Here is a 25,023-nt window from a genome sequence, read left to right on the forward strand (position 1 = left end):
CCAATTGAGATTACTAATTTTGTTTTTTGTATTAGCAACGATGGGCTGCGTGAGTAAACCGACCTGTGCCAATAGCAAGGACGGATTTGGTGCGGTCTATGACTCAGCCAGAGGTTGTTCGATTCGAGTTAGGCAGGTGGTAATAGGTTCAGAGTTGGAGTTGCCAAAGTCTTTAGATTTTAAATCTTCTGACATGAAGTGGAGCTATCAGTGGGTGGAGACTAATTTTCACAATGGTGTTTTGGAGCTGGGACATTTTGCTTTGGTCCCGATTGGTTCTGGAGTTTTGAATAGTGAGAAGTAGTTCGATTGAAGAAGCTTTACTTCTTTCGAAGAAGTTTGGCTTCATTTCAAAAGGAGTCTTCTGGGATTTCTGCTGCTCAGAAGGAAAGTCGGTCCGCTATCAGAATTGGAGTGAGCTTAAGAACTCACCTTTATTTACAGCTTATTCGAACGGATCGGGAGTTCCTGATTTCCTTTCATTGAGTTCAAAGGGGAAGCAAAGAATGGGGCAGGATTCTATCGGTCAGATTGTTCCAACCTATTTGCTACATGATGAGATTGTTATGCGGTTTTATCTTCACCTCAAGAATGAACAGATGTTGAGGCAAAGCTGGTCTGAGGCTGAACTAAAATCAGATCGAGTTATTGCTGTTAAAGGATTGGGTGATGGAATTATCTCCAAACTGCCAGACTTACTTTTTGATGTAACGGGGGGTAGCAACTTCATTCGTTGCGCTCTCGAGATCGAGCGGACAAGAAAATCGCAAGCACGGTATAAAACCATGAGGCGAGCCTATCAAAGAGCACGAAGCGTAGACTTGGTTCTTTTCGGAGTGGCAGACGAGAAAATCGAAACAGTGATTTCGGAAGAATTTAAAACCGGTGGATTGAACTTGGCGAACCAAGAGATCGGATTTTTTGATTTGGATAATTTCTCTCAGCGGCAATTGGATTGTGAACTTCGGATTGCAGGGAGGAAAACCACTCTGAAGAAGTTCTTCAATTCTCTGGCAGCATCAGTGAAGAGAACGCCGGAAAATCACCGGAATGTTTCCGGTTGATTTTCAAGAAAACTCGGGCTGCTGAAATGCGGGTAAGTATTCGGAGTTTGAAGAGAAACAGGGGACTTCCTCCCACCTCCATCCCCCTCCTGCGGTTCGTGACCCCTCCCTCCCTACGAGAGAAAGGGGTCACGAAACGGGGGATGGAGGTGGGAGGAAGAAGATATGAAAGATAGATAGAAAATATTTAGATAGATACAAAACACAAACACTTGAAATTATAAGAGGCAGGTAGCTGAAGTGCAGTTGAGATTAAAAAATGCAGTTTTAGATTTGGTCATTGATGGGCTTCGACTTTAGACAGTTAGGCTACCTACCTCATATAATTTCAGATTCTGCGAATGATGGATGCTACAGGCGGCGCATCCCGATTTTGAATACAGGGAGGAAAATAAATGGAAGAGAAAGAAGAATTAGTTACGAAGATCACTATTACCAAGCAAGCCGAAGAGGCAGTCAGTCAAATTGTGGCCCGTGTTAATGAGGGGTTTGATGCGGGAAGAGTAACAAGACAAGATGTGGCAAGTTGGGTTTTGACACGATTCAATGAGACATGTGTTGAAGGTGATGTGCAGCAGATCAGGTCTGAGTTTTTCAATGAAATTGCGTTGTTGGAGAATATTCTGAAGAAAGCAAAGCAAAGTGGTTCAGTCCCAGAAGAATTGAAGTTGGCATTAATGGGGCAGGCCAATATAAGTCTTGGTGGTGCAAAGAAGACAAAGAGAGGCTTGACTAGTAAGTTGACCAATGGTCAACATGAAGAAAGCGGAGATGCAACTTGAGTCCAGACAGATTTCGAGAAATTCGTTTAGGGTTGAACCTAACACAGGCTGATACAGCCCTCATTCTTGGAGTGGCCGACAAAACAGTTATTAGTAGGTACGAGGCCGGTGGTCGCCGTCCAAATAATTTGATGTCGGCTGTGATGGAAGTTTTGGCGAGTTTACCAAGAAAAGAATCTGAGCGACTCGTTGAGCTTTTGAAGAAGCACGTCGCCCTGCAAAGAAGCGATAATTGAAGAGAGGTCGCAAAGAAATCCCCAGTTACAAATTACCTGTGCCATTGAGGATCATTTTGAAACCCCAGCCAGAGCCTTCGATTGAATTTGAGAAGCGGGCTAAGGAAGTCAAAGACATGATTGCTAAAGTAATTTTAATTGCAAATAAAAGGGGACGACCTTCGCAAAAGGATGATGAATATGAAGAAGCAGCTTAACATTGGTGCCTACATTCGAGTTTCAACGGATCGTCAGGTGCAGGTATTTGAAGGATCATTGGATACTCAGAAGTACAGAATGCTTGAGTTTGTAAATGCTCGAAATAGAGATCAAAAGTCCTGGGGAGAAATCGTCGAGTTCTATGTCGATGAAGGTCTTTCTGCCGGAACAGACCGTCGTCCACAATATCAAAAAATGATGGCGGATGTTCGTTCAGGTAAAATCAATTTGATTCTCGTGGCCGATATCTCTCGCTTATCAAGAAGTGTCCATGACTTTAGCGTGCTGTTGAGAGAGCTAGAAAACCACAATGCGAGTTACCTTTCAATGAAGGAACAATTTGATACGACGACTCCAGCAGGACGATTGATGATCAATATGGTTGTCAATATGGCTCAGTTTGAGCGAGAGCAAACGTCCGAGAGAGTTGCGATTAATTGTAACTCGCGTGCCATGAGAGGGTTCGTCAATGGAGCAAGACCAGTTCTTGGCTTTTCACGTCATCCAGATAAGTCAGGTGTACTTGTTATCAATGACATGGACGCAAAAAAGATCAGAAAGATTTTCGAGATCTTCCTCGAAGAAGGTACCATTGGTAAAACGCTTCCAATAATTGAATCATTAAAAATTCTGCCTCGTTCATCTAAGAATGTTGAGCGTGTTTCGATTTCTCCACGTTGGAACTACTCAGCGGTTCGCGATATTCTCACTAATCCTGCTTATGTGGGACTGAAAGAAGTAAATAAGAAGAATAAAGGAGCGGACCCCGAGACACTAAAGCCGTGGCAGCACTACCAAGTCGTTAAAGCTTCATGGGATGGGATCATCGAGAAGGCAGTATTTGATCAAGTTCAAGAGGTTCTGCAGCAAAACGCTCTTTTGGAGCGCCGAAAAATGGAAGAGGCTGAAAGACGTGTATTCCTGCTGTCAGGAATTCTTCGCTGCGGAGAGTGTGGTAGGACTTTAAGTGGACAATCTGCGCATGGTGAAAAGGCTGTACACCGATATTACTCCCATTCTTACAAGCGCGGATCTGAATCAAGTTGTAGCCTAAAGAGAATTCGCGCTGATGAGATCGAAGATGTGGTCATATCTTATTTAACGAATGTAGTCTCTCGCGCGGGCTATATGAGTGGGATCGAAGAGAATTTGAAATCGGCAGTTAATATGACTCCGGCAAGCTATTCCGAACAAATTGGAAATGTTAAAAATGCGCTTTCTGAAGTCGAAATAGAAATTAAGGCGACATTCAAATTGCAAATGAAGACGTCTCTGGGGGATGAGGCAGCTTCGTTGGCAGTTCAACATCTTGAAGAGCTGGGGCAGAAAAAGAAACAGCTTGGGACTTTGTTGGCTAAACTTAAAGATCAAGAAGGTACGGTCGTTGACACTGACAGTGTTATGAATGCCATTAAGAATAGAGTTGCAGACTTTAAGAAGGGATTTCCCAAAGCAAATGCATTCTTGAAAAGACGTCTATTGAGGAAGGTTTTGAAGGAATTAATTCTAACTGATCGCGGACTTGAAACATCATTCAACGTCGATATTGGAAATCCAAATCAGACGGAAGATGACTCTTTGTCTTATGAATATGGCAAGTTGTTGAGCTTTAAGCGCAAAGTTATGAATAACGACAGTTCGCCATCAGTGCCTCTTAGGGCCACCGGGCCTGATTTTACTCCGTCGTTTGAATTATTGCTTAATGATGGAAATGGATGGGGTAGCAGGACTCGAACCTGCGAATGACAGAATCAAAATCTGTTGTCTTACCAACTTGACGATACCCCAACAAGCTGAACGGCTGAACCGCTAAACTACGGATATTGCGTGAAGATTGCAATCAGTGACGCGCTGCGAATTAAGCGATAGCTTAAGAATTCCATCGCGGATTAAGCATTTACCCATATAAAAAGCCCGCTACTACAGGTATTTGCTGTAAGAGCGGGCAAAACTGTCCTTGGGTTTCAAAGCCGCCTCAGGTATCAAGCCTCCACAAATGACCTGATACTTGGCGTGAGCAGGATACTTTGAACCTCTAGTAGTCGTCGCTACCGTAGTCGCTGCCTGGCGCCTTCTGGCGTTTCAGGTTAACCAAGGTTTCTCCCATGGACTTTAATTCGTTTTCGTAAGCTTCAAAAACCATGTCCTCGATCATCGCACGCGTTTCCTGATTCAAAGGATGGGCGATATCGCGGAATTGGCCGTCTTTTCTTTTTTTAGAGGGCATCGCGACGAAGAGGCCGCTGGTGCCTTGAATGACTTTCAGATCGCGGACTACGAAACATCCATCAAGGGTGATGGAGACGTAGGCCTTGAGGCGATCCTCATTGACCGGGAATACTTTCACTTCGGTGACTTTCATAGAGTCCCTTTCTAGGTGCCTATCGTGTTGCTACCAATGGAGCCATACTATGGTCCGATCTCTATTTCGGACGTCGCTGAGAAAATCTAAAGACCTAGGTCGAGGAAAGTTCTAAATTCTGATCTCTTAATAAATTCTGTCCCAATCTGAAACGCTTCACCACTTACAAGATTTTGAACCAAGGGCATCTTCGTCGGGATGCAGGGCGCTGGGGTGAGGTGTTGTTGAGGCCAAATCCGCGTGCAGTTCGGGCAACTGGCAAGAACTTCATATGACTTGCGGTAACGTGACACGGGTTGGGGGGCATGGGAAACAATCGGTCCTTATTTAATTAAATATTTGTTTGAAGAGGACTCTATGAAAACACTTTTGGGTTTTATGTTCGTTTTGGTTTCCGCCCTGACTTCAGTGTCACATGCCGCTGGATCTGAGGAGTGGACTTTCGCCGCAAGCTGCATGCAAACGACGACAAACGACGGCTCTTTGCCAAACATCGTTTCTATCTACACAAACTCCCAAGGCATCAGCCAATTGCTTCTTAAGTTCTATATCGAAAACGACCCGCGCGAAGTGATCGCAACACAAACGGGTCGCGAGCCAGCGAACACGGTTCAGTTCGACGATGTTCGCCTGTTTGAAGATGGCGCCGTTAAGGGCGGTCGAATGGGGATCAAATTTAACATGGATCTGGGAGTCTTCCAAAATGGTGGCAACATGACTTGGAAATACTTTGATGGGTCTGCAGCTTCTTACGTCTGCGCACCTTTTTAGTTTTCCGATCCAAGCAATTTTAAATGAAAAAATCCCCTGTGAAGAGCAGGGGATTTTTTTTACCTAACTCTGTTAACCCTATTTCTTTAAGCAGCTTCGCGCAGTTGCTGGGCGGCGTGGTGCTCTTTTTTAGTCGCGACCTTATTTGCGCCGTGGACCAATAATCTGAGTTCTCCAACCAGTGAACTTAAAGTGTTCGCTTGCGCTGACATTTCCTCGGACGAAGCGGCCACTTCTTCTGATGAAGCCGCATTTCCTTGAGTCGCTTGGTCCAACTGATTCATCGCCTTGGTTATTTGCTCTAATCCTGTGGATTGCTCGTGGCTGCCGGCAGAGATCTCGCCGTTTAAGTCGGCAACTTTTTTAACGGAGGTCAGAATTTGCTTCAGGACGGCGCCACTGTTGCCAGCAATAACTGCACCTCTTTCGCTTTTTTCCACGTTGTCTTTAATAAGAGAGTTGATGCCTTTCGCAGACTCGGCACTTTTTTGTGCTAATGCGCGAACTGCTTCGGCCACGACGGCAAAGCCTTTACCTTGTTCTCCGGCACGGGCCGCCTCGACCGCAGCATTCAATGCCAGCAGGTTTGTTTGAAAAGCGATATCATCGATCACATGAATGATTTCTTCGATCTTTTTTGAACCTTCGGCAATCGCATTCATCGCGGTGATCAGCTGCTCAATTTCATTGGCACCTTTTTCGGCCGAGTCTCGGGATGACTGCGATAATTGATTGGCTTCCTGGGCATGGGACGTGTTGAGTTTCACCATACTGGAAAGCTCTTCGATGGACGCGACTGTTTCTTCCAGTGAAGCTGCAGCTTCCGTTGCACCCGTTGATAACTGCACGCTGGCAGAAGCAAGTTGAGTGCCCCCCGAAGCTGTTTGTGCTGCAGCCCCATAGATATCGTCGCTGATGCGATTCAAAGTTGTGGCCAGTGCACTCGAGAAAAGAAAACCAAAAATCGAACCAAATAAGGTCCCGCCAATAACGATCACCATAATCAGAGTATTGGAAGAATCACGAATCGAAATCGCTGATTGGACCTTTTTGTCTGAGGCCAATCTGTGGAAATCGGCAAGGGTGTTCACAGCGATGGTATAGACCTCGGCTTTTTTGGGAGCTTCCTCAAAGAGCATCGTCATCATTTTAGCATGATCTGCGGGAGTTCCCGATTTGTAGAGCTTTAAGAGCTCTTCGCTTAGATCTTTGAATTCGATCCATGAGGACTGCAGCTTTTCGTAGCGATCTTTTTGTCCCTCAATAAATCCCAAGTCGGTGTAGGCCGTATTCGATTTTTCATAATCCTGAATACCAGAGAGGACTGCATTTACACTTTGCTCTGCTTGGTCCTTTGGCAAACCATCAAGCCCCAAAACAGTGAGGTTGATTCTAATTTTACGATAGTTCAGAAACATCTGATCCAATTGTTCCATTTTAGGCATGGTACGTGTGGCGATCCAGTTGTACTCAGTACTCACCCGAGTGAGAGAGATATAACTGGTCACTCCCACTGCGATACTGACCCCAATCAAAGCGGTCGTTAGCAATAATAATTTAGTCTTCAGGCTCAACTGTTGCATTTGTTTTCTCCGGTGTTTTGAAATCCAAGTCAGAGGAGTATCGGTCGATTATTATATTTCGTTAAGGATATATCCGTACTGATTTAAACTTATGGATCAGGCTGGATAAAAGTATATAACCAATATACATGGGACGTGTTGTTAAAGGGATTAAAGACAAAGAGTTGGGCAAGCTGGTGAAGAATTTGTCAAAAAATCTGCACAGGGAACGGACTAGGCTAGGGTTTACTATGCAAAGTCTAGCTTCGATGGCACAGATGGCAACCTCCACCGTATTTGAAATTGAAAATGGAAAAGTCGAAGATGTGCGTATGAGTACTATCACGGCACTTGCACGTCAGTTGGACATGGACCCGTTGGATTTATTAAAATAGAAATAGTACGAAGTTGAGTTCAGGCTAAATGAAAAAGTGGTTGCCCTATTTGATAGTGATCGCGGTGCTCTTAGCAGCATCTTTTGTGGTTCCTCACCGCACGGTGGATCCCTGGGGTCTATTTAATCCCTATAGTCTTATCAGAATTTTATTAGCACTGACGGCGCTTCAAGTTTTTAGTTCCTTACTGATGAGTTTTTTGCGCGGGCACCATGCCGGCCTGTTGTTGGGTTTTTTGGGTGGATTAATTTCCAGCACCGCCTTGGCGGTTTCCCTTTCTAATCAAAGCCAGGACTGTTCCGAAGATGAAGCGCGGCTGCTGAGTCTGACTTACTTAAGTGCTCTTTTGGGAACGGTTGCTTTAGCCGCTGTTCTATCTATGATTGGCTCTGATCAGCTCAATTGGAGATTGCAAGGGGTCTTTCTTGGGCCGATTGTGGTGAGCCTGTGGCTGGTCGTGTGGCGAGCGCGTTCTATTCAAAAGATTCAGTTTAAACCTGATTCCATTCCGACTTTAAGTGTGAAATCTGTACTTTCTCTGGGCCTTATTATCATGTTGTTTCTTGTTTTTTCAAAAGTGCTGCAGACTTATCTGGGAGAAGTGGGGCAGTACTATTTAACATTTTTGACCTGTTTGTTTGAGCTTCACGGTTCCATCATTGGTAATACGCAGCTTTTACAAAATGGCACTGTTACGGCCGCGACAACGGGGAATTTATTTGCCTTGGGAATTTTAGCTTCTTATATCGCAAAAATGACGATCGTGATTGTGATGGGAAGTCGGTCCTTTAAGAAACGAATTATCAAATACACGGGCTGGCTGTGTTTATCTTTAATCGTCGCCTGGTTGTTTGCTTCAGCGGCGCTTGCATTTTGAGAAGTATAAAAAAAATCCCCGGTTTAGGAGCCGGGGATCTGTCAGGATACTACGAAGGATTCTGGATTAGGGAGTATCCATGTTGATGATTTGAATTCTGGAATTGCGAGCAATACGTAAAGTGTTGCTGCCTTTTTTCAAATTTTTCAAAACATCTTTTGAATTTGAGACGGATTGCTTGTTCACATCCAAGATTACGTCTCCTACCGCCAGGCCGGCTTTGCTTGCTGCCGAGTTGCGAGTGGTCTCAATGACGATTGGTTGCTTCATATCGTCTGGTAGACCCCATTCTGTGCGGATCGCAGGGGTAGGGTCGATGATCGTAAAGCCCACGTTAAAGGGTGCTTTCTGGCCATCGTATTTCTTTACATCGGTTTTCTTAAATTTCGCCTTGTCGTCAGGGCGCTCGCCCACTACAACGGAAACTGTCATGGGTTTTCTGTCGCGAATAATTTTCGCCTGAGTCGGTTTGCCAATCGAAGAGTCGCTGACAGCATCCACCAAGCTTAATGAACTATCGATCGTGCGACCATTAAACTCTGTCACGATATCGTAAATTCTAAGACCTGCACGAGTCGCTGGACCGCGTGGATCAAGCTGCGTGATCACCGCACCACTTTGCTCGCCCATGCCCAGGTACTCGGCTGCTTCTGGATCCAGATCACCCAAGGCGGCGCCAATCCAACCGCGAGCGATGCGACCTTTGGATTCAAGTTGCGGGATCAAAGCTTTCACTTCGTCGATGGGAATCGCAAAACCGATACCTTGTGCGCGGGCATCGATCGCCGAGTTCACACCAACCACCATGCCTTTGGTATTCACCAGGGGACCACCAGAGTTACCAGGGTTGATTGAAGCATCTGTTTGAATCAGAGGGATCTTATTGATCTCGGCAATGCCGCGACCTTTTGAGGAAACAATCCCTTTAGACATCGAGTGACCGTGACCAAATGGATTACCGAAAGCGGCAACCCATTCACCAACTTCTAGATCTTTAGATGATCCCAGAACTGCCACAGCTAGTTTTGTTTTTGGTTTGATTTTGATCAAAGCGATATCCGTGCGCTCGTCACTACCGATCAAAGTTGCTTCGTAAAGGTCTTTGGAATCTTCGCTCAGTTGAACTTTGATTTGGTCAGCACCTGCGATCACGTGATTGTTCGTTACGATCAAACCGTCTTCACGAATAATGAACCCAGTTCCCAGGCCCATCATTTGTGGTTTTTGTTGTTGCTGGGGTTGTTGCATGCGCAGGCCATACAGTTGCTCTAACATATCCAACATTGGATCACGTCCGCCGCGGGGCATGTTCTTAGGAATCGCGGTCGTTGAAATATTCACGACTGCAGGATTGATCGCTTTCGCCAATTCCACAAAAAGATTTGCAGGAAGTGGGGCGGTCAGATTCATTTTCGGGGGATCTTTGGGAAGGCTTGTGGATTGAGCCTGAGATTGGGGACCTGCCACCAGGGAGGTCGCGACTAGAAGGAATAAAAACTTCTTCATAACACTTTTCTCCTAACAGTTTCGGAACAACTATCACTCTAACTGAAATGCCCAACCTCAGCCAGTCTAAGTCGCTGGTCAATTCTGAGCGTTAGGCATTTATTTTTTTAAATTGAAACAAACTTCATTTGTAGATCGTTAATTAGGTTATCTAAAAATTGCGCCTCGTCAGAACTTAGGTTCCCTTTGGTTTTTTGCTGCAGCACCACCAAAAGATCGATGTTAAATCGAGCCATATTTTTATCTTTAGAAGTCTGGCCCGTTTGTGGATCCGGGGCCAAACCCATAGCCATGACGGCAGAAGAGGCCAGGGACATAATAAGAACTGATAATGAAGCTTCCATTTTTTCTTGCATAAAACACCCTTAAGTGAACATGAGTTCACAAAATTTAATGTCAAGGTTAGATCGGATAGTAACCCATGAGCTTTTGCAGGCGGGTTTCAATCGACGGATGGGATTTTAAAAACAAATTCTTTTGCTTAAAACCCTCGGGATTCACAATAAACAAATGGCTGGTGCAAGCTGGGATCTCTAAAGGTTGAGTTTGTGCAAGACCCTCAAGTCTCCACAAAACTTCTCCCAAAGGATGGCGATTATTTAATAATTCAGACGCCATGAGGTCATTTTCAAAAAAGGACTTTTCACCCACGACCGCTTTGATAATCAACCAACCAATCGGCGACAACAGCGGCATGAAGAATTGCAAACGGTAGGGGAGGAATGAATCTAAGAATTGTCCCAAGCCCACAACGGAGTTTGCAAGTGTCGAGCTGACGCTGAAGGCAAAAGTATCCAAGCGACGAATGTGACAAAGTTGATGGGCTACAACTGCTTCAAGCTCCTTGGCACTTAACTTTTGCAAAAGACCCAGTGTGAAACCCAAAGAACCATTTTTCCAGGAATGACCCACACAAAATGCATTCACGGAAGAGTGCGGAGTCATAAATACTGCCGGTGCCGGCATGCCCAGTTGGTGAGACATGCGCTCCACCATATCCAGAACGCCCCAGGCATCCTGGCCTTTTACACGTTGAGCGCGAAGTTTGAAAAGAACACGGTTTTCACCATAAAAGAACACGATGAAATTTAAAAGCAGGGCTAATAAAAAACCGATGATCAATCCCAAACGTTCGCCGAATTGGTAGCCCAAAATCAGGAGCGCTAAGGATGTGGATAGAATGAAAACCCAAACTTTCGTGTTCGTATTCGTCATACTGATTTTGTCCCATTGAACCGGGTTTTTTTCAACGCGTACAATTGGTGTAACGCCATGCCCGTCCAAACTAAAGGCTAGGACTGTGACATAACAATTGCAAGTTTTCCTAGGCCCGACGCCCCGAGAAATTTAGGTCTGGAGCGCCTCGGTTAAGGCTTGCCGGAGGAAAGCTAACAGAGTGAAATAGTAAGGATATTTCCCGAGGAGGAATGGGTGAGCGAAGTTGATATCATGGCGTTAAACGCCGCGATCAAACAAGAAAGTCAATTCATCGATAAGATGATGACAGAGATCAACAAAGTTGTAGTCGGTCAAAAGGAAATGGTCGAAGGGATCATGATGGGTCTTTTGACGGGCGGTCACATCTTGCTTGAAGGTGTTCCCGGTCTGGCAAAGACACTGACGATTTCCACAGTTTGTAAATCCATTTCATTGGATTTCCAACGCATACAATTCACTCCCGATCTTTTGCCAACGGATTTGATCGGTACCATGATCTTTAATCCCAAATCAGGCGAGTTTGCTCCACGTAAAGGCCCAATCTTTACGAATATCGTTTTGGCCGATGAAATCAATCGTGCTCCGGCAAAAGTGCAATCAGCGTTGCTTGAGGCGATGGCAGAAAAACAAGTCACGATCGGTGACGAATCGTACAAACTTGCAAATCCATTCTTGGTTCTGGCGACCCAAAATCCATTGGAGCAGGAAGGTACTTATCCACTTCCAGAAGCCCAAATGGACCGTTTCATGTTTAAGATCAACGTGGTTTACCCACACAAAGGCGAAGAGCTTGAGATCCTAAACCGCATGGGTACGAATGAAAAACCGGTCGTGAATCCGGTGATTTCTAAAGAAGACCTGTTGCGTGCTTCGGAACGTGCTGACCAAATTTACGTAGATAATAAAATCAAAAACTATATCGTCGAGATCGTGATGGCTTCCAGAAAGCCAGCGGAATATGGTCTAAGCCGTATCGCAAATCTTATCAACGTGGGTGGTTCACCGCGTGCGACGATCTGCTTGTTCCGTGCGGCGAAAGCTCATGCGTTCCTTCGTGGTCGCGGTTACGTAACAGCGGAAGACGTAAAAGCGATTGCTTACCATGTGATGAGACATCGTTTGATTCTGACTTACGAAGCAGAGGCAGAAAACATCAAGTCTGATGACGTGATCAAAGAAATCCTAAGCCAGGTTGAGGTTCCATAGTGGGATTGCCTCCAGAGGTCTTAAAGAAAGTTAAACTGCTAGAGTTGAACACAAGAAAACTTGTGAACAACCTTTTTGCAGGCGAGTACCATACGGCCTTTAAAGGTCAGGGTATGACTTTCGCGGACTTCCGTGAGTATGTTCCTGGTGACGATGTTCGTTCGATCTCCTGGCCGCTGACGGCACGCACAGGAAAAACTTTTATCAAAACTTTCGAAGAAGAACGTGAACTGACGTTGATCATCGCGGTCGATGTCAGCGGTTCCAGTGATTTCGGAACGGGTCCTTATTTCAAGGGCGAAGTGATGACTCACATGGCAGCCTTGCTTGCGTTTTCGGCAGTTAAGAATAACGACCAAATTGGTTTGTTGCTTTTCAGCGATCAGGTAGAACATTTCGTTCCGCCGAAAAAAGGCCGTGGCCACGTTCAACGTTTGCTGCGTGATCTTTATTACTACAAACCAAAAAGTCACAACACCAAACTTTCTAATGGCTTTAGCTTCCTTCAAGGGGCTTTGAAAAAGCGTGCGACTATTTTCGTATTCAGTGACTTCCAGGACGAGGGCTTTGATCAAAGCTTGCGCTTGCTGGGAAGAAAGCACGATGTGGTGGCGTGTGTTGTGAACGATGCTGCGGAATACTCTTTGCCAAGTATGGGCGTAATTGAAGTGCAGGATGCCGAAACGGGTGAAGTATTAACCGTCGATACATCGTCTGCAAGCTTTAGAAAAGAATACGAGCAAGCTGTTCAGGCCCGAAAAGAAACTCGGGATAAGTTATTGCGTAAAGCCCAAGTGGATCGCGTGGATGTAAAATCCAGCGAAGATTTTGTGGATCCTTTGGTAGCGTTTTTTAAGAAGAGAAAATAATGGCTGCGATTCAGTGTAAAGTTGAAATTCCAAAAGTCGATGGACTCAAAGACGGGGAGCTGACGGTTGGCCGTGAGTTCTTGCTGGTCTGTGAGGGGGAATTTCCGAAAACTTTGCAGCAAGATAAGCTTCAGTTGGTTTTGCAGCCGGAACAAAAGTATACTATTGCTTTACGGGGTTTTGAATTCCGTACTCCCACCGAAGCTGATATTAAAATCACTTCTTATACTGCGGGTGGGGTAAAGTTTGATAATCTGCAAATCACAGATGGCACAACGACTTTAGATTTGGGACCCGTGCAATATCAGCTCGTCAGTGTGTTGCCGCCGCCAAAACCACCAAGTCAACCTGGCGAGCAAGCTCCGAAACAAGAACCCTTTGGTCCGATTGGTCCGATGAGCATTCAAGTGCCAATGATGTATTGGGGAATTCTTGCCGCTTTTATCGGGATTATCGCTTTGTTCGTCGTGACAAAGATTTTCCGTTCTTTGCAGCGTCGCAAAATTATCGAGCGTTTAAAAGAACATGATTCAGCTCTTTCACCTTTGGCGGAATTTCATCAAAAATTCCGTCGCATGCAGCGTGAAAACACGGTCTTTTTTGGGGGCACTCCAAAATCCGAGGATATTCCGTTGGCGCTGGATGAAACACGCCACATGTTAAAGCTGTATATCACTCGTCGCTACAGAATCCCGGCGCTGGAGTGGGGCCCGCGTTTAATTTTGAAAGATCTTAAAAAGTATCATCCGAAAGTTTATCAAGAAACAGGCAGCGAGCTTGAAAAGCTGGTGAAAGAGTTTTTGCATGCGGTTGAAGATAAAAGCAAATTAAGTGGCTCGGATGTTTTAAATCTTTCTAAGCGTACGCGTTTGCTGGTTGAAGAAATGGAGAGATTGTCATGACAATACACTCTCCCGTAGCTTTCTGGCTTTTGCTACCCCTGATTGCGATCGTCGTTTGGGTTTTATTGAGAAAGAAAACTAAAACTCCCACTTTGCAGTTTGGTTCTGTGCAAGTTTTAAAATCCGTGACTCCAAGTATTCGTACGCGACTGTTAAATATTCCTTTGATTTTAAAAGCCCTGGGAATTGCCCTTGCGATCTTTGCTTTGGCAAGACCGCAGGAAATGAATACGAAAATCAAAAAGAACGTTGAAGGCATCGATATCGTGATTGCTCTGGATATCTCCGATTCCATGTTGATCGAAGATATGAAGCCTTTGAATCGTTTGGAAGCCGCGAAAGAAACAATCAAACAATTTATCAATGGCCGTAGTTCTGACAGAATTGGTCTGGTGATCTTTGCAGGGGAATCATTCACGTTGGTGCCGCCAACTTTGGATTACCAATTGATTCTTTCCCGCGTCGATGAAATCACGACCGCGGCTAGTGCCCGTATCAAAGACGGAACGGCGTTGGGTGTGGCATTGGCGAATGCCGCAGGCCGCTTGAAAGATTCCCAGGCAAAAAGCCGCGTCGTGATCTTTATGACCGACGGGGAGAATAACTCAGGCACAATCGATCCGGAAACGGGTCTTGAGATCGCGAAGGGTTATGGAATCAAGATTTACTCAATCGGTATCGGTAAAGATGGTCCGACACGTATTCCAATTTATACCCGGGATATCTTTGGTCAAAAAATTAAAACCTATCAGCCCTTTGATTCCACGGTGAACGAAGATCTGTTGGGTCGGATGGCAAGTCAAACCGGTGGTAAGTACTACCGTGCTTCCAAGGAAGACTCTTTGAAAGGTGTTTTTAAAGACATCGACTCGTTGGAAAAAACGAAAATCGATGTGAATAAGTTTACGAACTACACTGAGAAATACCCGCCATATCTTTTGGCCGGTATCATTCTTTATTTGGTGGGCTTGCTCTTGGGTCGTACATGGTTAAGGAGGGTGCCGTAATGTTTAGATTTGAAAACATGGCAGCTTTTAACTATTTGTGGTTGATACCGGCGATCATCATCATTGGTTATTTCTTTGATCGCAGAGCCAAAAAAGCGATGGAAAAGGCTATTGGTTCCCGCCTGTACCCATTCCTTTCCAGTTCCGTGTCCCAAAAGAAACGCAGAATTAAAACTGTGTTTCAGGTGGTTGCGGTTTTCTTTTTTGTTCTGGCATTGGCTCGACCGCAATTTGGTCAAAGTAAACAGGAAGTGAAAAGCGAAGGTGTTGAGATCATCTTTGCCGTCGACGTCTCTGAAAGTATGATGTCTGAGGACGTCAAACCCAACCGTCTGACTCAGGCAAAAACGGAATTAAGCCGTTTGGTTGATCTGATGCCGGGAAATAAAATTGGTGTAATGGCCTTTGCCGGATCCGCGGCCTTGTTGTCACCTCTGACAAATGACCCAGGTGCCGTGAAAATGTACATCGATGCCTTGGATACGAATTCAGTTTCAAGCCAAGGGACAAGTTTTCAGGAAGCTCTGTCTAACGCGAAAGATGCCTTCGAGCGTGGCGGTGTTTCAACGGATGATACCGTCAAAGTCACACGCGTGATCATTATCGCCTCTGACGGTGAGGACCACGAACCGGGGGCTTTGGAAGCTGCAAAAAAATTAGCTGAAGATGGCACACGTATTTTCACAGTCGCTTATGGAACTGAAAAAGGTGGCGCGATCCCAGTGCGTGATGGCATGGGCTTTCTAAAAGGCTATAAAAAAGATCGTGGTGGGCAAACGGTGATCACGACGGTTAAAGGTGATGCTTTACGTGCCTTGGCTGAAGCCGGTAAAGGCAGCTTCTATACAGCAACAGTTGGTGGTGATCAGGTTAAGCACCTGGTTGAAGACATCAACAATCTTGAGAAAACGCAATTCGATACGACGATGGCGACTCAGTACGAAGAGCGCTTTCAAATCCTGCTGTTAATTGGAATTTTGCTTGCGATGTTTGAGCTCTATGTCGGCGAAAGACGTAAAGGCTTCCGGTTCTGGAAGGGTCGCTTTGAGGTGCCTGCCGAATGAGAAAGCTGATTCTTTGTTCTATTTTACTGATGCTGACGGGTTGTGGAGATCAACTGGATCTTAGAACTTTGAAGGTGAACCGCGAGGGGAATGCCCTTTTGGAAAAACAGAACTTTCAAGGTGCGAATGAAAAGTATATCGAGGCTTTAAGATTCAATCCTTATCTGTCTCGCGTGCATAGTAACTTGGGTCTTTCGTTTGAAGGTTTGCAGCAGGCCGAAAAAGCTCAGCAGTCTTATGCCGAAGCTGGCCGCTTGGCGGAAGCAACGAAAGATGCGGATATGCTTTTCGTTGCACGATTTAATGAGGCCCAACTTTTAGGAAAAGCTAAAAAAGTGGATGAAGCCTTAGAGCTTTATCAAAAAGCGCTGGAAATCGTCCCTTCCAGCAAAGAAGTGAAAACCAATATCGAGTTATTAATCCAGACGCAGCAAGGTGGCGGCGGTCAGGGCGATAATAAAGATAAAAAAGATCAGCAGCAGCAGGGTAAAGACCAACAACAGCAGCAGCAGCAGGATCAAAAGGGCGATAAAGATCAAAACAAAGACCAAAAAGACCAGGACGGAAAAGACGGCAAGGACCAAAAAGAAAAGCAGCAGTATCAAAACTCTGCCAAGTACAAGCCTCGTCCCTTTGCCGGAAAAGAACTTTCCGAAGGCGATGTAAAGAAAATCCTGGGAGAGATTAAGCAGCAGGAAGGAAAAATCCGTGCTGACTATAATCGTAAAGAAACGAAGGAGCAGCCTCGTGACAAAGATTGGTAGATTTCTAATCTTTCTGACTTTTATTTTAAATGCAGTCATGGCTATGGCTGCAGGGACGACGGTTAATGCAACCGTTGACCGTAATGAAATGCGTTTGGGTGATACCTTTACAGTGACAGTTTCCGCAGTTTCCAGTGAAGACGTGGATATGCAGGAACCCCGCGTTCCAGAGCTTGATGGTTTTGAACTATTAAATACCTGGAGTTCAACAGCTGTTGCGCAAAAACTTGTTCCCGGTCCGGGCGGCATGCAGTTTGAAACCCAGCGCCGCAAAGAATACAGCTATAGCCTGGCTCCAAAGCGTCAGGGGACTTTAAGTATTTCTTCATTTGAAGTTGTGGTGGGCGGGAAAGTTTTTAGAACTCAGCCGATCGTGATTAAAGTCGGCACAGGCGGTGGTGCTCCGAACCCACGTCAAATGCCTCAACGTCCTCAAGCCCCGCAATTCCCCGGCATGAATGAAGATCCCTTTGAAGCGATGGACCGCGCCGAAGAAGAAATGTTTAATCAGCTTTTGCAACAGCGTCAGCGTCTGCAACAGCAGATCAGACAACAACAAGGTGCAGGAATGCCAGACGAACAGTTCGGCATGGGGGCCTCCAGCGCGATTGATAATCCGGCTTTTCGCAGTCTGCCGACAAATCCCAATGATGCTTTTTTTATTGGTGTCGAAGTAGATAAAACGGAAGTGTACGAGGGCGAACAAGTCACGGTGAACTGGTACATTTATACTCGTGGCCAGATGGAAACTTTGGACCGCTTGAAGTTCCCAGATCTTCGTGGCTTTTGGAAAGAGATCATCGAGGAAGTTCCGTCTATTCAGTTCTATGAACAAAATGTCGGCGGCATCCCTTGGAAAAAGGCTTTGCTTGCTTCCCATGCCCTTTTCCCGATCAAAGCGGGGACCGCCACTATTGATTCATATAAAATCAAATCCCGTGTTCGTACTTTGAGTCAATTGGGGATGATGAGTAAACCCTATGAATACACAAAAAGCTCAGCCAGCATTCCTATCAAAGTAAAACCACTGCCAGTGGATGGACGTCCTTCTGATTTCTCGGGTGCTGTTGGTCAGTTCGACGTGCATGCGACGATTGAAGGTCAAAGTTTCCCGGTGAATCAACCCTTAAGCCTTAAAGTCCGTTTTGAAGGCGCAGGGAATGCGAAGCTGATCGATTTGCCAGCCATGACTTTGCCGACGGGACTTGAGCAGTACGACACAAAATCAGATTCCAAGTTCTTTAAAAACGGTCGCAGCTACAAAGAATTTGAGATGCTTTTAATCCCGCGCCAAGAAGGCGACATGGTTTTTCCGGGATTAAGTGTCAGCATGTTTGATCCTAAATCAGGCAAGTACTACACGAAGAAAACTGAACCGATCACTTTGAAAATCGTAAATAACCCAAATGCTCCGGTGGGCTCTTCACAAAGAATTTCCGGCGCTCAACAACCGGCAGCTGCGAAGGTTGTGGAAAATAAACTGCCTGACGTGATCATGGCGTGGCAACCATCAGCGCAAGCAGCAGTGATGGCTCGTCCCTGGTTATGGATTGTGATTTACGCGGGGATCATCACGGCTTTATTGGTTAAGAGCCAACGTGAATTCGGCTGGGGCCGCAGACGTAGAACTTTGAAAGAACAGGTGGCCAAACGTTATAAAGTTGTCGATCAAGCGGTAGGCAAAGATGACTACCGCACGGTCGGTGCTGAAATGACGAACATCTTTTATATGGTGATGGGACAAGTGGCAGGGGAGTCCGGAGCTTCGCAAAAAATCGAAGACCTGATGACCCAAATCCCCCCAAGCTTACGACGTGATCATGGGGATGAGATCACGAAGACTTTTGAAGTTTTCCAAACTCTGTCCTTCGCTCCGGATGAGATGCTCGGAAGCCTAAAAGAAAAAGCCACGGTGAAACAAAACATCGAGCGGGCTAAGAAGGTCATCAGCGAATTGATTTCCTCGAAAGAAGAGAAATAGCTGAATAAAAAAAAGGGACCATCACTGGTCCCTTTTTTATTTTTAGAAGTTTAAAGCTCTGTTAATGAATGACGGCAAGAAGTACTGCACATTGTTAGTCGTGATGACCGTGTCTAACCCAGCATCGGTGTAACCCCACTCTCCACCCACACTTGCACCACTACACATCATCGTTCCGCCGGTCGTCGTTGCGCAGATACTTGAATAGTTAACTTGGACTTTAGAGAATGTAGCTCCACCTGCAACTTGGATTGGTACATTGAATACTCCGTGAGAGTTTGCTTCACCTACGCCCGTCAAATTTGAAACATCAGAATATCCCCAGCATTTCATCGTGCCATCTGTCTTGATACCGCAGGCATTGGAATAACCCATAGATACCGCAGTATAGGTCGCGCCACCGTCAATCACGGTTGGGGAGTAGGCATAGCTAGCTCCAGTACCACTCATTGAGTCACCCCAACACTTCACTGTGTCTGTAGCTGTGATCCCGCAACTGGCGTATGCCCCCACAATAAGTTTTTTATAGATTGCACCCGAGTCAATAGTGAATGGAGTTAACTCGGATGTTGTGCCGCCGTTACCGACAGAACCAAACCCGTTGGCACCCCAACACTTGATTGTGCCTGCCATCGTGCGACCACAAGTATGGAAATAACCGCGGGCAATTTCCGCATAAGTTACGCCAGAGTCAATAGTGGTAAATGCAGTTATAGGGTTCGATGTTCCGTCACCAGCTTGTCCACCTTGATTTCTGCCAGCGCAACGTAATTCGTTGGCAGTGGTAATAGCACAGATTGTTGCATAGTTCACGGACACGGCTTTGTACGTCGTGCCTGGATCAACGTTCGTTGGAACATAGGCCGTACTTCCCACCGCCACGGCAGCACCCAGCTCACCGTAGTCATTTTTACCCCAGCAAAGCAGATTGCCAGCGTTATCAATCGCACAGTTGTCGGCATCATGATGAGAAGCAATAGCAGTATAGGTCGTGGACGGGTCGATAGCGACTGGGGCATAACGACGGACCGCTGTTCTTGATCCATCCCCAAAGACTGCGGCCGCACCCCAACAGAATAATTTTCCTGATTTCAAGCCGCACGCTTGGGAGGCGTTATCAAAAACGGAATTGTTCGCTGGAGTATAGATATCCCACTGAGGAAGTTCTAGATTGGTATACCATTTATTCCAGCTACCCATGTGAGGAGCATAACCAGCTCCCCACAGGTTCAAAGATTTCGTTGAGTCATAAGTAAAGTTACCCCAACATTTTAATGCTCCACCAGCCGAGCCCGAAGTGATGCCGCACGCCCGTGAACCCGTCACCGCGATGCTAGAATAAGTTGTACCTGCATCCACATTTACCGGGCTTGTACTTTGTGTAAGCGTACCATTCGCAAGGAGGGCATTGGCGTTACTGCCCCAACACTGAGCTGCTCCTGAAGAAAGGAGAGCACATGTTGTTGTTCTGCCGCCGGCAACGTTAAGATCGTCATTTACAGACACAGCAGTGTAGGTCGCAGACGCATTCACAGACACTGGTGTCGTGCGTGCGGTTGTCGTGCCATCGCCGATAGCGCCTGTACCGTTATAACCCCAACATCTCATTAAACCCGTTGTTGTGACTCCGCAGGCATGACCAGAGCCAATAGCAACTGTTGCGAAGTCATAGGTTGCGTCGACGTCAATTGGAGATGTCGCATTTGTCGTCGTACCGTCACCAAGCTGATTAACAGCATTGTGACCCCAACAACGAAGCTTATTGGCGGAAGTGATTGCGCAAGATGATTTTGCTCCCACTGACACGAATTTATAATCAACTGCTGCGTCGATCTCAGTCGGAACATTTAAATTACCGGTACCACCCTGACCAAGAGCTCCGTACATACCTTGTCCCCAGCAGCGGATTTTATTGGCAGTCGTAATACCGCAGCTGTGATTTTCACCAGAGCTAATTGCTTTATAAGCGACACCTGAATCAATCAGCTGAGGAGAGTTCTTATCAACACCAGCACCATTGTTACCAACTTGTCCGTTGGCATTGCGACCCCAGCAATAAAGGTCTCCATTAGAAGCAATCGCACAAGTATGTTCATTTCCTACGGCGACATCTTTAAATGATGTGCCGGAGCTGATGATAACAGCTTCAGAGCGGAACGTGGTCGATGCATCACCAATTTGCCCATAGGTATTGTGACCCCAGCAACGTAGTGAGTTGTCGCTCATGATCGCACAATTGTGTTTTCTGCCGATGGAAGCTTTCGTCACCGTCAGGTTTTTTTCATCATCGGCAATGTAAAACTGCGCGGTATTAATCGACGTCATATATGCCATCGATGGGTTGTCTGTGTGCGAAAGACCAAAATTAAGAACCTTTTCACCCGTTGTTGTCGCATTGTCTGGGAAATTGATTGTGACATTTGCACTTGTTGAGCCAGCTGGAATCGTCACAGAACCATTTACTAGATCATGCTGCGAAGGATAGCTTGCGTCGCCATAAGCACGGTAATTAACAACGACGTCGTAAGTTTTTGTAGCGTTCATGGTGATGGTAACGGTCTGAGCGCCTGAGCCTTCCATTACTCTGTTCATGCGTGGAGATGTGATTGATATGGAGTTAATCGCGTCTTTGATCCAAGTGACACTTGTAGCAGAGGTGACTGGTTGCCAAGTTCCCGATGCATCAGAACCTATCACGCATAAAGTGACCGGGCCATTCGGATGTAAGAAGACTGTAGTGGAAATTGCAGTCGCGATGCTAATTGCCGAAGTATAGCTGGTCGTAGCGCAAGTGCCCGATGAGATAACATTATATTTGTACTGTACGAGTCCTGTTCCGCTGACGGTCACGTTAATGCTACTGCCTGTATAAGTTCCCGTAGGATATCCACTTAGAACCGCGACCGGGTAGGGTGCATTCACGACGATGCTTTTTTGACCAGCAAGGGAGTTCGCTGAACCCGCTGCAGGTAACGTCAGGGTGGCGTTATTCCCCAGGGTGTCTTTCATAGTTCCGCCATTGAGGGAAATGACCGCGGCAGAAGCATAGTCCAAATCAGCAGAAGAATCTCCGGTCGCAACAGTATATCTGAAAGTCAGAGTACTCGTTCCATTTCCGGACCACAATGTTGCGTAACGAGTAGTTCCGCCCGTCTCCATTAAAATACGAGGCGTACCTGTGACACTGACTGGTTCATTAAATGTTACCTCGATACTTATGATCGAATTTAAACCGTAGGTGCCATCCGCTGTCGAGGATGTAATAGATTGTGGGATCGGGCCTGTTGTATCACGAGTCCAGCTTGCGGAAGTTGATGACGTTGAATCATTCCCTGAAGCTTCGCTACCCAGTACGCAAACCTTGTATGCGCCATTTTCAGTTAGTGTATCTGTGATTTTAGTCGCCAAAGCAATTGCAGAACCTGTGTAAGCAGCCATGTTCGTACAAACTTCAGAGCTGCTTGGAGGTACGATAAAGTATTTGTATTGAGTCAATCCTGTTCCAGAGACGGTGATATTCAAAGTTGACGTCGTATTTGTACCAGTCGGAGAACCCGTCAGTGTTGCGGCCCCTGGCGCCACAGTGTCTTTAACGAAAGAACGATTTTGCGTGACCGTACTACCGCCTAAAGAGGTATGTGTCGCTCGCAGTGTGTATGTTGCGTCGGATTTGGCAGAGAGGTCAAACGTCGTGCTCCATGCGCCTGAAGTACAAGTTGGTGTGTTGGTAATGTTTTGGTAAGTCGCACCATTATATACTGCTACAGAGACAGGTCGGCCATCGATAGAACAAGTCCCCGAAACATCAAATGCGGATTTATTGGCGATATTAATATATGCCATCGATGCCGGAGAAACCCAGGCAACATTGGCAACGGAACCATCATGAGTGATAGAGTCTGACACACAGCTTGATTCATTTCCCGCGATGTCACGAGTTTTAAAATAAACCGTGTTGTAGGCATCTGCAGTTGCTAGCCACCAAGCTTGTGACGTTGCATAGGTTTCCCAAGTACCACCCGTCAAGCAAAGTGCATTGTTAGTGATGTACATCTCGGTAGAAGTGGCTGCTGCTATCGTAAGGACGTTGCCCAGTTGATTCGTATACGCATCATCATTTTTAATGATGAAAGTTGTAACGATTGGAGCCACGGTGTCTTTGGTATAGCTTTGTGACGCCGCCGGCGCAGCGGTACCGCCAGAACTGCTGTGATTTACTGTAAATGAAATCGAAGCATCTGCCAAAGATGAGACGTCAATCGTTTTCGTCCAGGCACCGGCAGTACAAGTTGGCGCAGTCACGGTGAGTCCTGTAACAGTGATATTCACAGCTTGACCGTTTTCAGAACATGCACCAGAGATGGTGAATGCTGTCGAATTTGCGATATTAATATAGGAACCTGAGGCCGGGGAGGCTATCGTCACGGTAGGGGTTGTTGAAGTGTGAACGATGGTATCTGAATAACAACTAGATTCGTTGCCCGCAGCATCTTTAAATTTAGAATAAACGGTATTCGTCGCATCTGCTGTCGCTAAACTCCAAGACTTTGAAGCTGCGAAAGTTTCCCAGGAACCGCCACTCGCACAACCAGAAGTGTTTGTGACATACATCTGACCGCCAGTGTCTGATGAAGATAAAGTCAGAGTAGCAGTGAGACTTGTTGTACTTGCTGCTCCACCATCGATTGATACGGAACCTGTTGGAACAACAGTGTCTTTGGTATAAGAAGGCGAAGTCGCAGATCCTGTATTTCCTGCAGCATCATTAATAGAAGCACCCAGCTGGAAGCTGCCTTGAGCCAATGATGTTAAATCAAGAATCGCACTGAAAGTAGTACCCGAGCAAGTTGTGGTCGACGTAAAGCTGCTTGGGCCGGTAATTGTGATAGAGCGGCCATTTTCAGAACAGGAACCACTGATCGTAAATGCGGTAACGTTCGCACCGTTCACGTAAGAACTTGCAACTGGAGAAGTAATTGAAATCGTCGGATTTGAGTTGTCATGAATGATGTCATCACTCACACAGGCTGTTTCGTTGTCATGGCTTTCTTTAAATTTAACGTAAACGGTGTTTGTTGAATTCGCGGAAGGTAACGTCCAAGATTTTGAAGAAGCGTAAGTTTCCCAAGCTCCACCAGACGCACAGCCTGGAGTATTTGTGATGTACATCTGAGTCGCGCCCGTGACGTTCATATTCAAAGTCGCAGACAGGGAATTCGTGATCGCCGCACCCGCATTCAGCGCGACAGAAGTGATCGTAGGAACGGAAACATAACGAGATGTGATCACGAATTTAGAGCGAGTATTGTCGTAAGTGTCTTTATGAGTTGCTGAAACCGAAATCGTATTTCCGGTAAGGCTGGTCACGTCCAAAGTTTTTGAAAAAGTACCAGTCGAACAAGTCGCAGTCGTATTAATAGTCCCAATTGCGATATTCACAGTTTCGCCGTTTTCAGAACACGTACCAGAAACCGTATAGGCCGCTTGGTTAGCCGCATTGATCGCAGTAATCGAAGGGATATCAATAGTCGGAGGTACAGAGTCTTTATCAACCGTGACCGTATATGATTTAGGAGTGCCGCCACCTTGTGGAGTTACGGTGAAAGTAATGTCTCCGGCATAAACTCCCGCCATCGCACTTAAATCGATGGCGCGGGACCAGTTACCAGAAGAAGAACAAGTGAATGTTGTGATGTTCGCAACGGAAGGAGCGGAAACCTGAATGGTCGCACCTTGCCCACAACGACCATAAAAAGGAGCCGTGGCGACATTGGCTTCATTGATTTTTCCACCAACTGCAGAAGTCGCAACCGCAAACGAATCTTGATAAGTCACCGGAACAGAGCAGTCAGATTCTTTCACTTTGCCAGTGACGTCCATTGAGAAAACGCGAAATGTATACTGCTCACCTTCATCTTTAGTGAACGAAGCCGTGTTATTAGCCGCATCTGCACCTAATTGAATAGTGGGCAAGATAGGGTCTTCGCAGTTCGCACCTTTATAATAGAGAAGTTCTTGCTGAACGATTTTTTCGTTTTTAGGCGCTTCCCATTTAGCCTGAAGGTCCCCAGACTTTTGTAGGGCGTTTTGATCCCACACCAATGAGGTTCCAACGCTACTGGAAAGTTCTTCCAAAGACATTTCGATAGAGCATCCCACCAGCAGAAGCGGCAGGATGCTGTATCTTATAGCCAGAAACAGTGACTTCAAAGACGTCCAAGAGTGTTCCATGAAGTACTTATCGGAGTTTCCCAAAATC

General features: G+C 46.1%; 22 protein-coding genes and 1 tRNA gene. 16 read left to right on the plus strand and 7 right to left on the minus strand.

All coding sequences use genetic code 11. From position 1 onward, the window contains the following. Window positions 1-4 precede the first annotated feature (4 nt). From DOM22_RS05630 to DOM22_RS05655, 6 genes are all read left to right on the plus strand, one after another. Window positions 5-304: a hypothetical protein gene (locus DOM22_RS05630; protein WP_142699434.1), complete on the plus strand. Its 300-nt coding sequence runs from the start codon at window positions 5-7 to the stop codon at window positions 302-304. Continuing rightward, entirely contained in the window at window positions 294-1,064 is a 771-nt protein-coding gene (locus DOM22_RS05635; RefSeq protein ID WP_142699435.1) for a hypothetical protein, read from the plus strand. Before DOM22_RS05630 ends, DOM22_RS05635 begins: the two co-directional genes overlap by 11 nt. 395 nt (window positions 1,065-1,459) lie before the next feature. Beyond that, window positions 1,460-1,846, plus strand: a complete 387-nt coding sequence (locus tag DOM22_RS05640) for a hypothetical protein (protein ID WP_142699436.1) — start codon at window positions 1,460-1,462, stop codon at window positions 1,844-1,846. After that, window positions 1,843-2,082: a DNA-binding transcriptional regulator gene (locus DOM22_RS20230; RefSeq protein ID WP_142699437.1), complete on the plus strand. Its 240-nt coding sequence runs from the start codon at window positions 1,843-1,845 to the stop codon at window positions 2,080-2,082. The genes DOM22_RS05640 and DOM22_RS20230 overlap by 4 nt, the downstream gene beginning before the upstream one ends. Continuing rightward, window positions 2,079-2,279, plus strand: a complete 201-nt coding sequence (locus DOM22_RS05650; protein WP_142699438.1) for a hypothetical protein — start codon at window positions 2,079-2,081, stop codon at window positions 2,277-2,279. Before DOM22_RS20230 ends, DOM22_RS05650 begins: the two co-directional genes overlap by 4 nt. Continuing rightward, window positions 2,263-4,026: a recombinase family protein gene (locus tag DOM22_RS05655; RefSeq protein WP_168196578.1), complete on the plus strand. Its 1,764-nt coding sequence runs from the start codon at window positions 2,263-2,265 to the stop codon at window positions 4,024-4,026. The genes DOM22_RS05650 and DOM22_RS05655 overlap by 17 nt, the downstream gene beginning before the upstream one ends. Here DOM22_RS05655 and DOM22_RS05660 read toward each other — a convergent pair. After that, window positions 3,993-4,068 (minus strand) — tRNA-Gln (locus DOM22_RS05660). The genes DOM22_RS05655 and DOM22_RS05660 overlap by 34 nt on opposite strands. 247 nt (window positions 4,069-4,315) lie before the next feature. After that, entirely contained in the window at window positions 4,316-4,642 is a 327-nt protein-coding gene (gene spoVG, locus DOM22_RS05665; protein WP_142699440.1) for a septation regulator SpoVG, read from the minus strand. Window positions 4,643-4,999: 357 nt separating this feature from the next. Between spoVG and DOM22_RS05670 the strand changes: the two genes are divergently transcribed. Further along, the gene (locus DOM22_RS05670) at window positions 5,000-5,413 is read left to right on the plus strand and encodes a hypothetical protein (RefSeq protein WP_142699441.1); all 414 of its coding nucleotides are present in this window, start codon (window positions 5,000-5,002) and stop codon (window positions 5,411-5,413) included. 86 nt (window positions 5,414-5,499) lie between these two features. On the opposite strand, the gene DOM22_RS05675 is transcribed toward DOM22_RS05670, so the two are convergent. Next, window positions 5,500-6,996, minus strand: a complete 1,497-nt coding sequence (locus DOM22_RS05675; RefSeq protein WP_246845858.1) for a methyl-accepting chemotaxis protein — start codon at window positions 6,994-6,996, stop codon at window positions 5,500-5,502. Between the two features lie 128 nt (window positions 6,997-7,124). On the opposite strand from DOM22_RS05675, the gene DOM22_RS20145 reads away from it, so the two are divergent. Both DOM22_RS20145 and DOM22_RS05685 read left to right on the plus strand, forming a co-directional pair. Then, on the plus strand, window positions 7,125-7,370 hold the full coding sequence (locus DOM22_RS20145) for a helix-turn-helix domain-containing protein (RefSeq protein ID WP_142699442.1): 246 nt from the start codon (window positions 7,125-7,127) through the stop codon (window positions 7,368-7,370). Between the two features lie 28 nt (window positions 7,371-7,398). Then, window positions 7,399-8,247 (plus strand): DUF4010 domain-containing protein, encoded by an 849-nt coding sequence (locus tag DOM22_RS05685; RefSeq protein WP_142699443.1) that lies wholly within the window; start codon window positions 7,399-7,401, stop codon window positions 8,245-8,247. 66 nt (window positions 8,248-8,313) lie between these two features. Here DOM22_RS05685 and DOM22_RS05690 read toward each other — a convergent pair whose 3' ends face one another. The 3 genes from DOM22_RS05690 to DOM22_RS05700 all read right to left on the minus strand — a co-directional run bounded on the left by DOM22_RS05690 (window position 8,314) and on the right by DOM22_RS05700 (window position 10,968). Continuing rightward, window positions 8,314-9,753: a trypsin-like peptidase domain-containing protein gene (locus DOM22_RS05690; RefSeq protein ID WP_142699444.1), complete on the minus strand. Its 1,440-nt coding sequence runs from the start codon at window positions 9,751-9,753 to the stop codon at window positions 8,314-8,316. Window positions 9,754-9,860: 107 nt separating this feature from the next. Beyond that, window positions 9,861-10,109, minus strand: a complete 249-nt coding sequence (locus DOM22_RS05695) for a DUF1844 domain-containing protein (protein ID WP_142699445.1) — start codon at window positions 10,107-10,109, stop codon at window positions 9,861-9,863. A gap of 46 nt (window positions 10,110-10,155) precedes the next feature. After that, a complete protein-coding gene (locus DOM22_RS05700) occupies window positions 10,156-10,968 on the minus strand; it encodes a M48 family metalloprotease (RefSeq protein WP_142699446.1) in 813 nt (270 codons plus the stop codon). Window positions 10,969-11,184: 216 nt separating this feature from the next. Between DOM22_RS05700 and DOM22_RS05705 the strand changes: the two genes are divergently transcribed. The 7 genes from DOM22_RS05705 to DOM22_RS05735 are packed head-to-tail and all read left to right on the plus strand — an operon-like array spanning window position 11,185 to window position 18,764. Next, a complete protein-coding gene (locus tag DOM22_RS05705; protein ID WP_142699447.1) occupies window positions 11,185-12,177 on the plus strand; it encodes a MoxR family ATPase in 993 nt (330 codons plus the stop codon). Continuing rightward, a complete protein-coding gene (locus DOM22_RS05710; protein ID WP_142699448.1) occupies window positions 12,177-13,046 on the plus strand; it encodes a DUF58 domain-containing protein in 870 nt (289 codons plus the stop codon). Before DOM22_RS05705 ends, DOM22_RS05710 begins: the two co-directional genes overlap by 1 nt. Beyond that, window positions 13,046-13,948 carry a hypothetical protein gene (locus DOM22_RS05715; protein ID WP_142699449.1) on the plus strand — a complete coding sequence of 301 codons (903 nt, stop codon included), beginning with the start codon at window positions 13,046-13,048 and terminating at the stop codon, window positions 13,946-13,948. The genes DOM22_RS05710 and DOM22_RS05715 overlap by 1 nt, the downstream gene beginning before the upstream one ends. Further along, window positions 13,945-14,955: a VWA domain-containing protein gene (locus DOM22_RS05720; RefSeq protein WP_142699450.1), complete on the plus strand. Its 1,011-nt coding sequence runs from the start codon at window positions 13,945-13,947 to the stop codon at window positions 14,953-14,955. Before DOM22_RS05715 ends, DOM22_RS05720 begins: the two co-directional genes overlap by 4 nt. Further along, window positions 14,955-16,019 carry a VWA domain-containing protein gene (locus DOM22_RS05725; RefSeq protein ID WP_142699451.1) on the plus strand — a complete coding sequence of 355 codons (1,065 nt, stop codon included), beginning with the start codon at window positions 14,955-14,957 and terminating at the stop codon, window positions 16,017-16,019. Before DOM22_RS05720 ends, DOM22_RS05725 begins: the two co-directional genes overlap by 1 nt. Next, window positions 16,016-16,783, plus strand: a complete 768-nt coding sequence (locus tag DOM22_RS05730; protein WP_142699452.1) for a tetratricopeptide repeat protein — start codon at window positions 16,016-16,018, stop codon at window positions 16,781-16,783. The genes DOM22_RS05725 and DOM22_RS05730 overlap by 4 nt, the downstream gene beginning before the upstream one ends. Then, window positions 16,767-18,764, plus strand: coding sequence for a BatD family protein (locus tag DOM22_RS05735; protein WP_142699453.1), 1,998 nt, complete (start codon window positions 16,767-16,769; stop codon window positions 18,762-18,764). Before DOM22_RS05730 ends, DOM22_RS05735 begins: the two co-directional genes overlap by 17 nt. 42 nt (window positions 18,765-18,806) lie before the next feature. Here the strand turns inward: DOM22_RS05735 and DOM22_RS05740 are convergent, their stop codons facing one another. Further along, window positions 18,807-24,995, minus strand: a complete 6,189-nt coding sequence (locus tag DOM22_RS05740) for a hypothetical protein (RefSeq protein ID WP_142699454.1) — start codon at window positions 24,993-24,995, stop codon at window positions 18,807-18,809. Between the last annotated feature and the right edge of the window lie 28 nt (window positions 24,996-25,023).

Source organism: Bdellovibrio sp. ZAP7 (assembly GCF_006874645.1).
Classification (GTDB): domain Bacteria; phylum Bdellovibrionota; class Bdellovibrionia; order Bdellovibrionales; family Bdellovibrionaceae; genus Bdellovibrio.

Excerpts from the sequence above, each read along its gene's own strand:
- DOM22_RS05685 (WP_142699443.1), top strand. The coding sequence starts at position 7,399 with ATGAAAAAGTGGTTGCCCTATTTGATAGTGATCGCGGTGCTCTTAGCA.
- DOM22_RS05700 (WP_142699446.1), bottom strand. The coding sequence starts at position 10,968 with ATGACGAATACGAACACGAAAGTTTGGGTTTTCATTCTATCCACATCC.
- DOM22_RS05740 (WP_142699454.1), bottom strand. The coding sequence starts at position 24,995 with ATGGAACACTCTTGGACGTCTTTGAAGTCACTGTTTCTGGCTATAAGA.
- DOM22_RS05725 (WP_142699451.1), top strand. The coding sequence starts at position 14,955 with ATGTTTAGATTTGAAAACATGGCAGCTTTTAACTATTTGTGGTTGATA.
- spoVG (WP_142699440.1), bottom strand. The coding sequence starts at position 4,642 with ATGAAAGTCACCGAAGTGAAAGTATTCCCGGTCAATGAGGATCGCCTC.
- DOM22_RS05640 (WP_142699436.1), top strand. The coding sequence starts at position 1,460 with ATGGAAGAGAAAGAAGAATTAGTTACGAAGATCACTATTACCAAGCAA.
- DOM22_RS05720 (WP_142699450.1), top strand. The coding sequence starts at position 13,945 with ATGACAATACACTCTCCCGTAGCTTTCTGGCTTTTGCTACCCCTGATT.
- DOM22_RS05690 (WP_142699444.1), bottom strand. The coding sequence starts at position 9,753 with ATGAAGAAGTTTTTATTCCTTCTAGTCGCGACCTCCCTGGTGGCAGGT.
- DOM22_RS20145 (WP_142699442.1), top strand. The coding sequence starts at position 7,125 with ATGGGACGTGTTGTTAAAGGGATTAAAGACAAAGAGTTGGGCAAGCTG.
- DOM22_RS05715 (WP_142699449.1), top strand. The coding sequence starts at position 13,046 with ATGGCTGCGATTCAGTGTAAAGTTGAAATTCCAAAAGTCGATGGACTC.
- DOM22_RS05670 (WP_142699441.1), top strand. The coding sequence starts at position 5,000 with ATGAAAACACTTTTGGGTTTTATGTTCGTTTTGGTTTCCGCCCTGACT.
- DOM22_RS05675 (WP_246845858.1), bottom strand. The coding sequence starts at position 6,996 with ATGCAACAGTTGAGCCTGAAGACTAAATTATTATTGCTAACGACCGCT.
- DOM22_RS05730 (WP_142699452.1), top strand. The coding sequence starts at position 16,016 with ATGAGAAAGCTGATTCTTTGTTCTATTTTACTGATGCTGACGGGTTGT.
- DOM22_RS05655 (WP_168196578.1), top strand. The coding sequence starts at position 2,263 with ATGAAGAAGCAGCTTAACATTGGTGCCTACATTCGAGTTTCAACGGAT.
- DOM22_RS05695 (WP_142699445.1), bottom strand. The coding sequence starts at position 10,109 with ATGCAAGAAAAAATGGAAGCTTCATTATCAGTTCTTATTATGTCCCTG.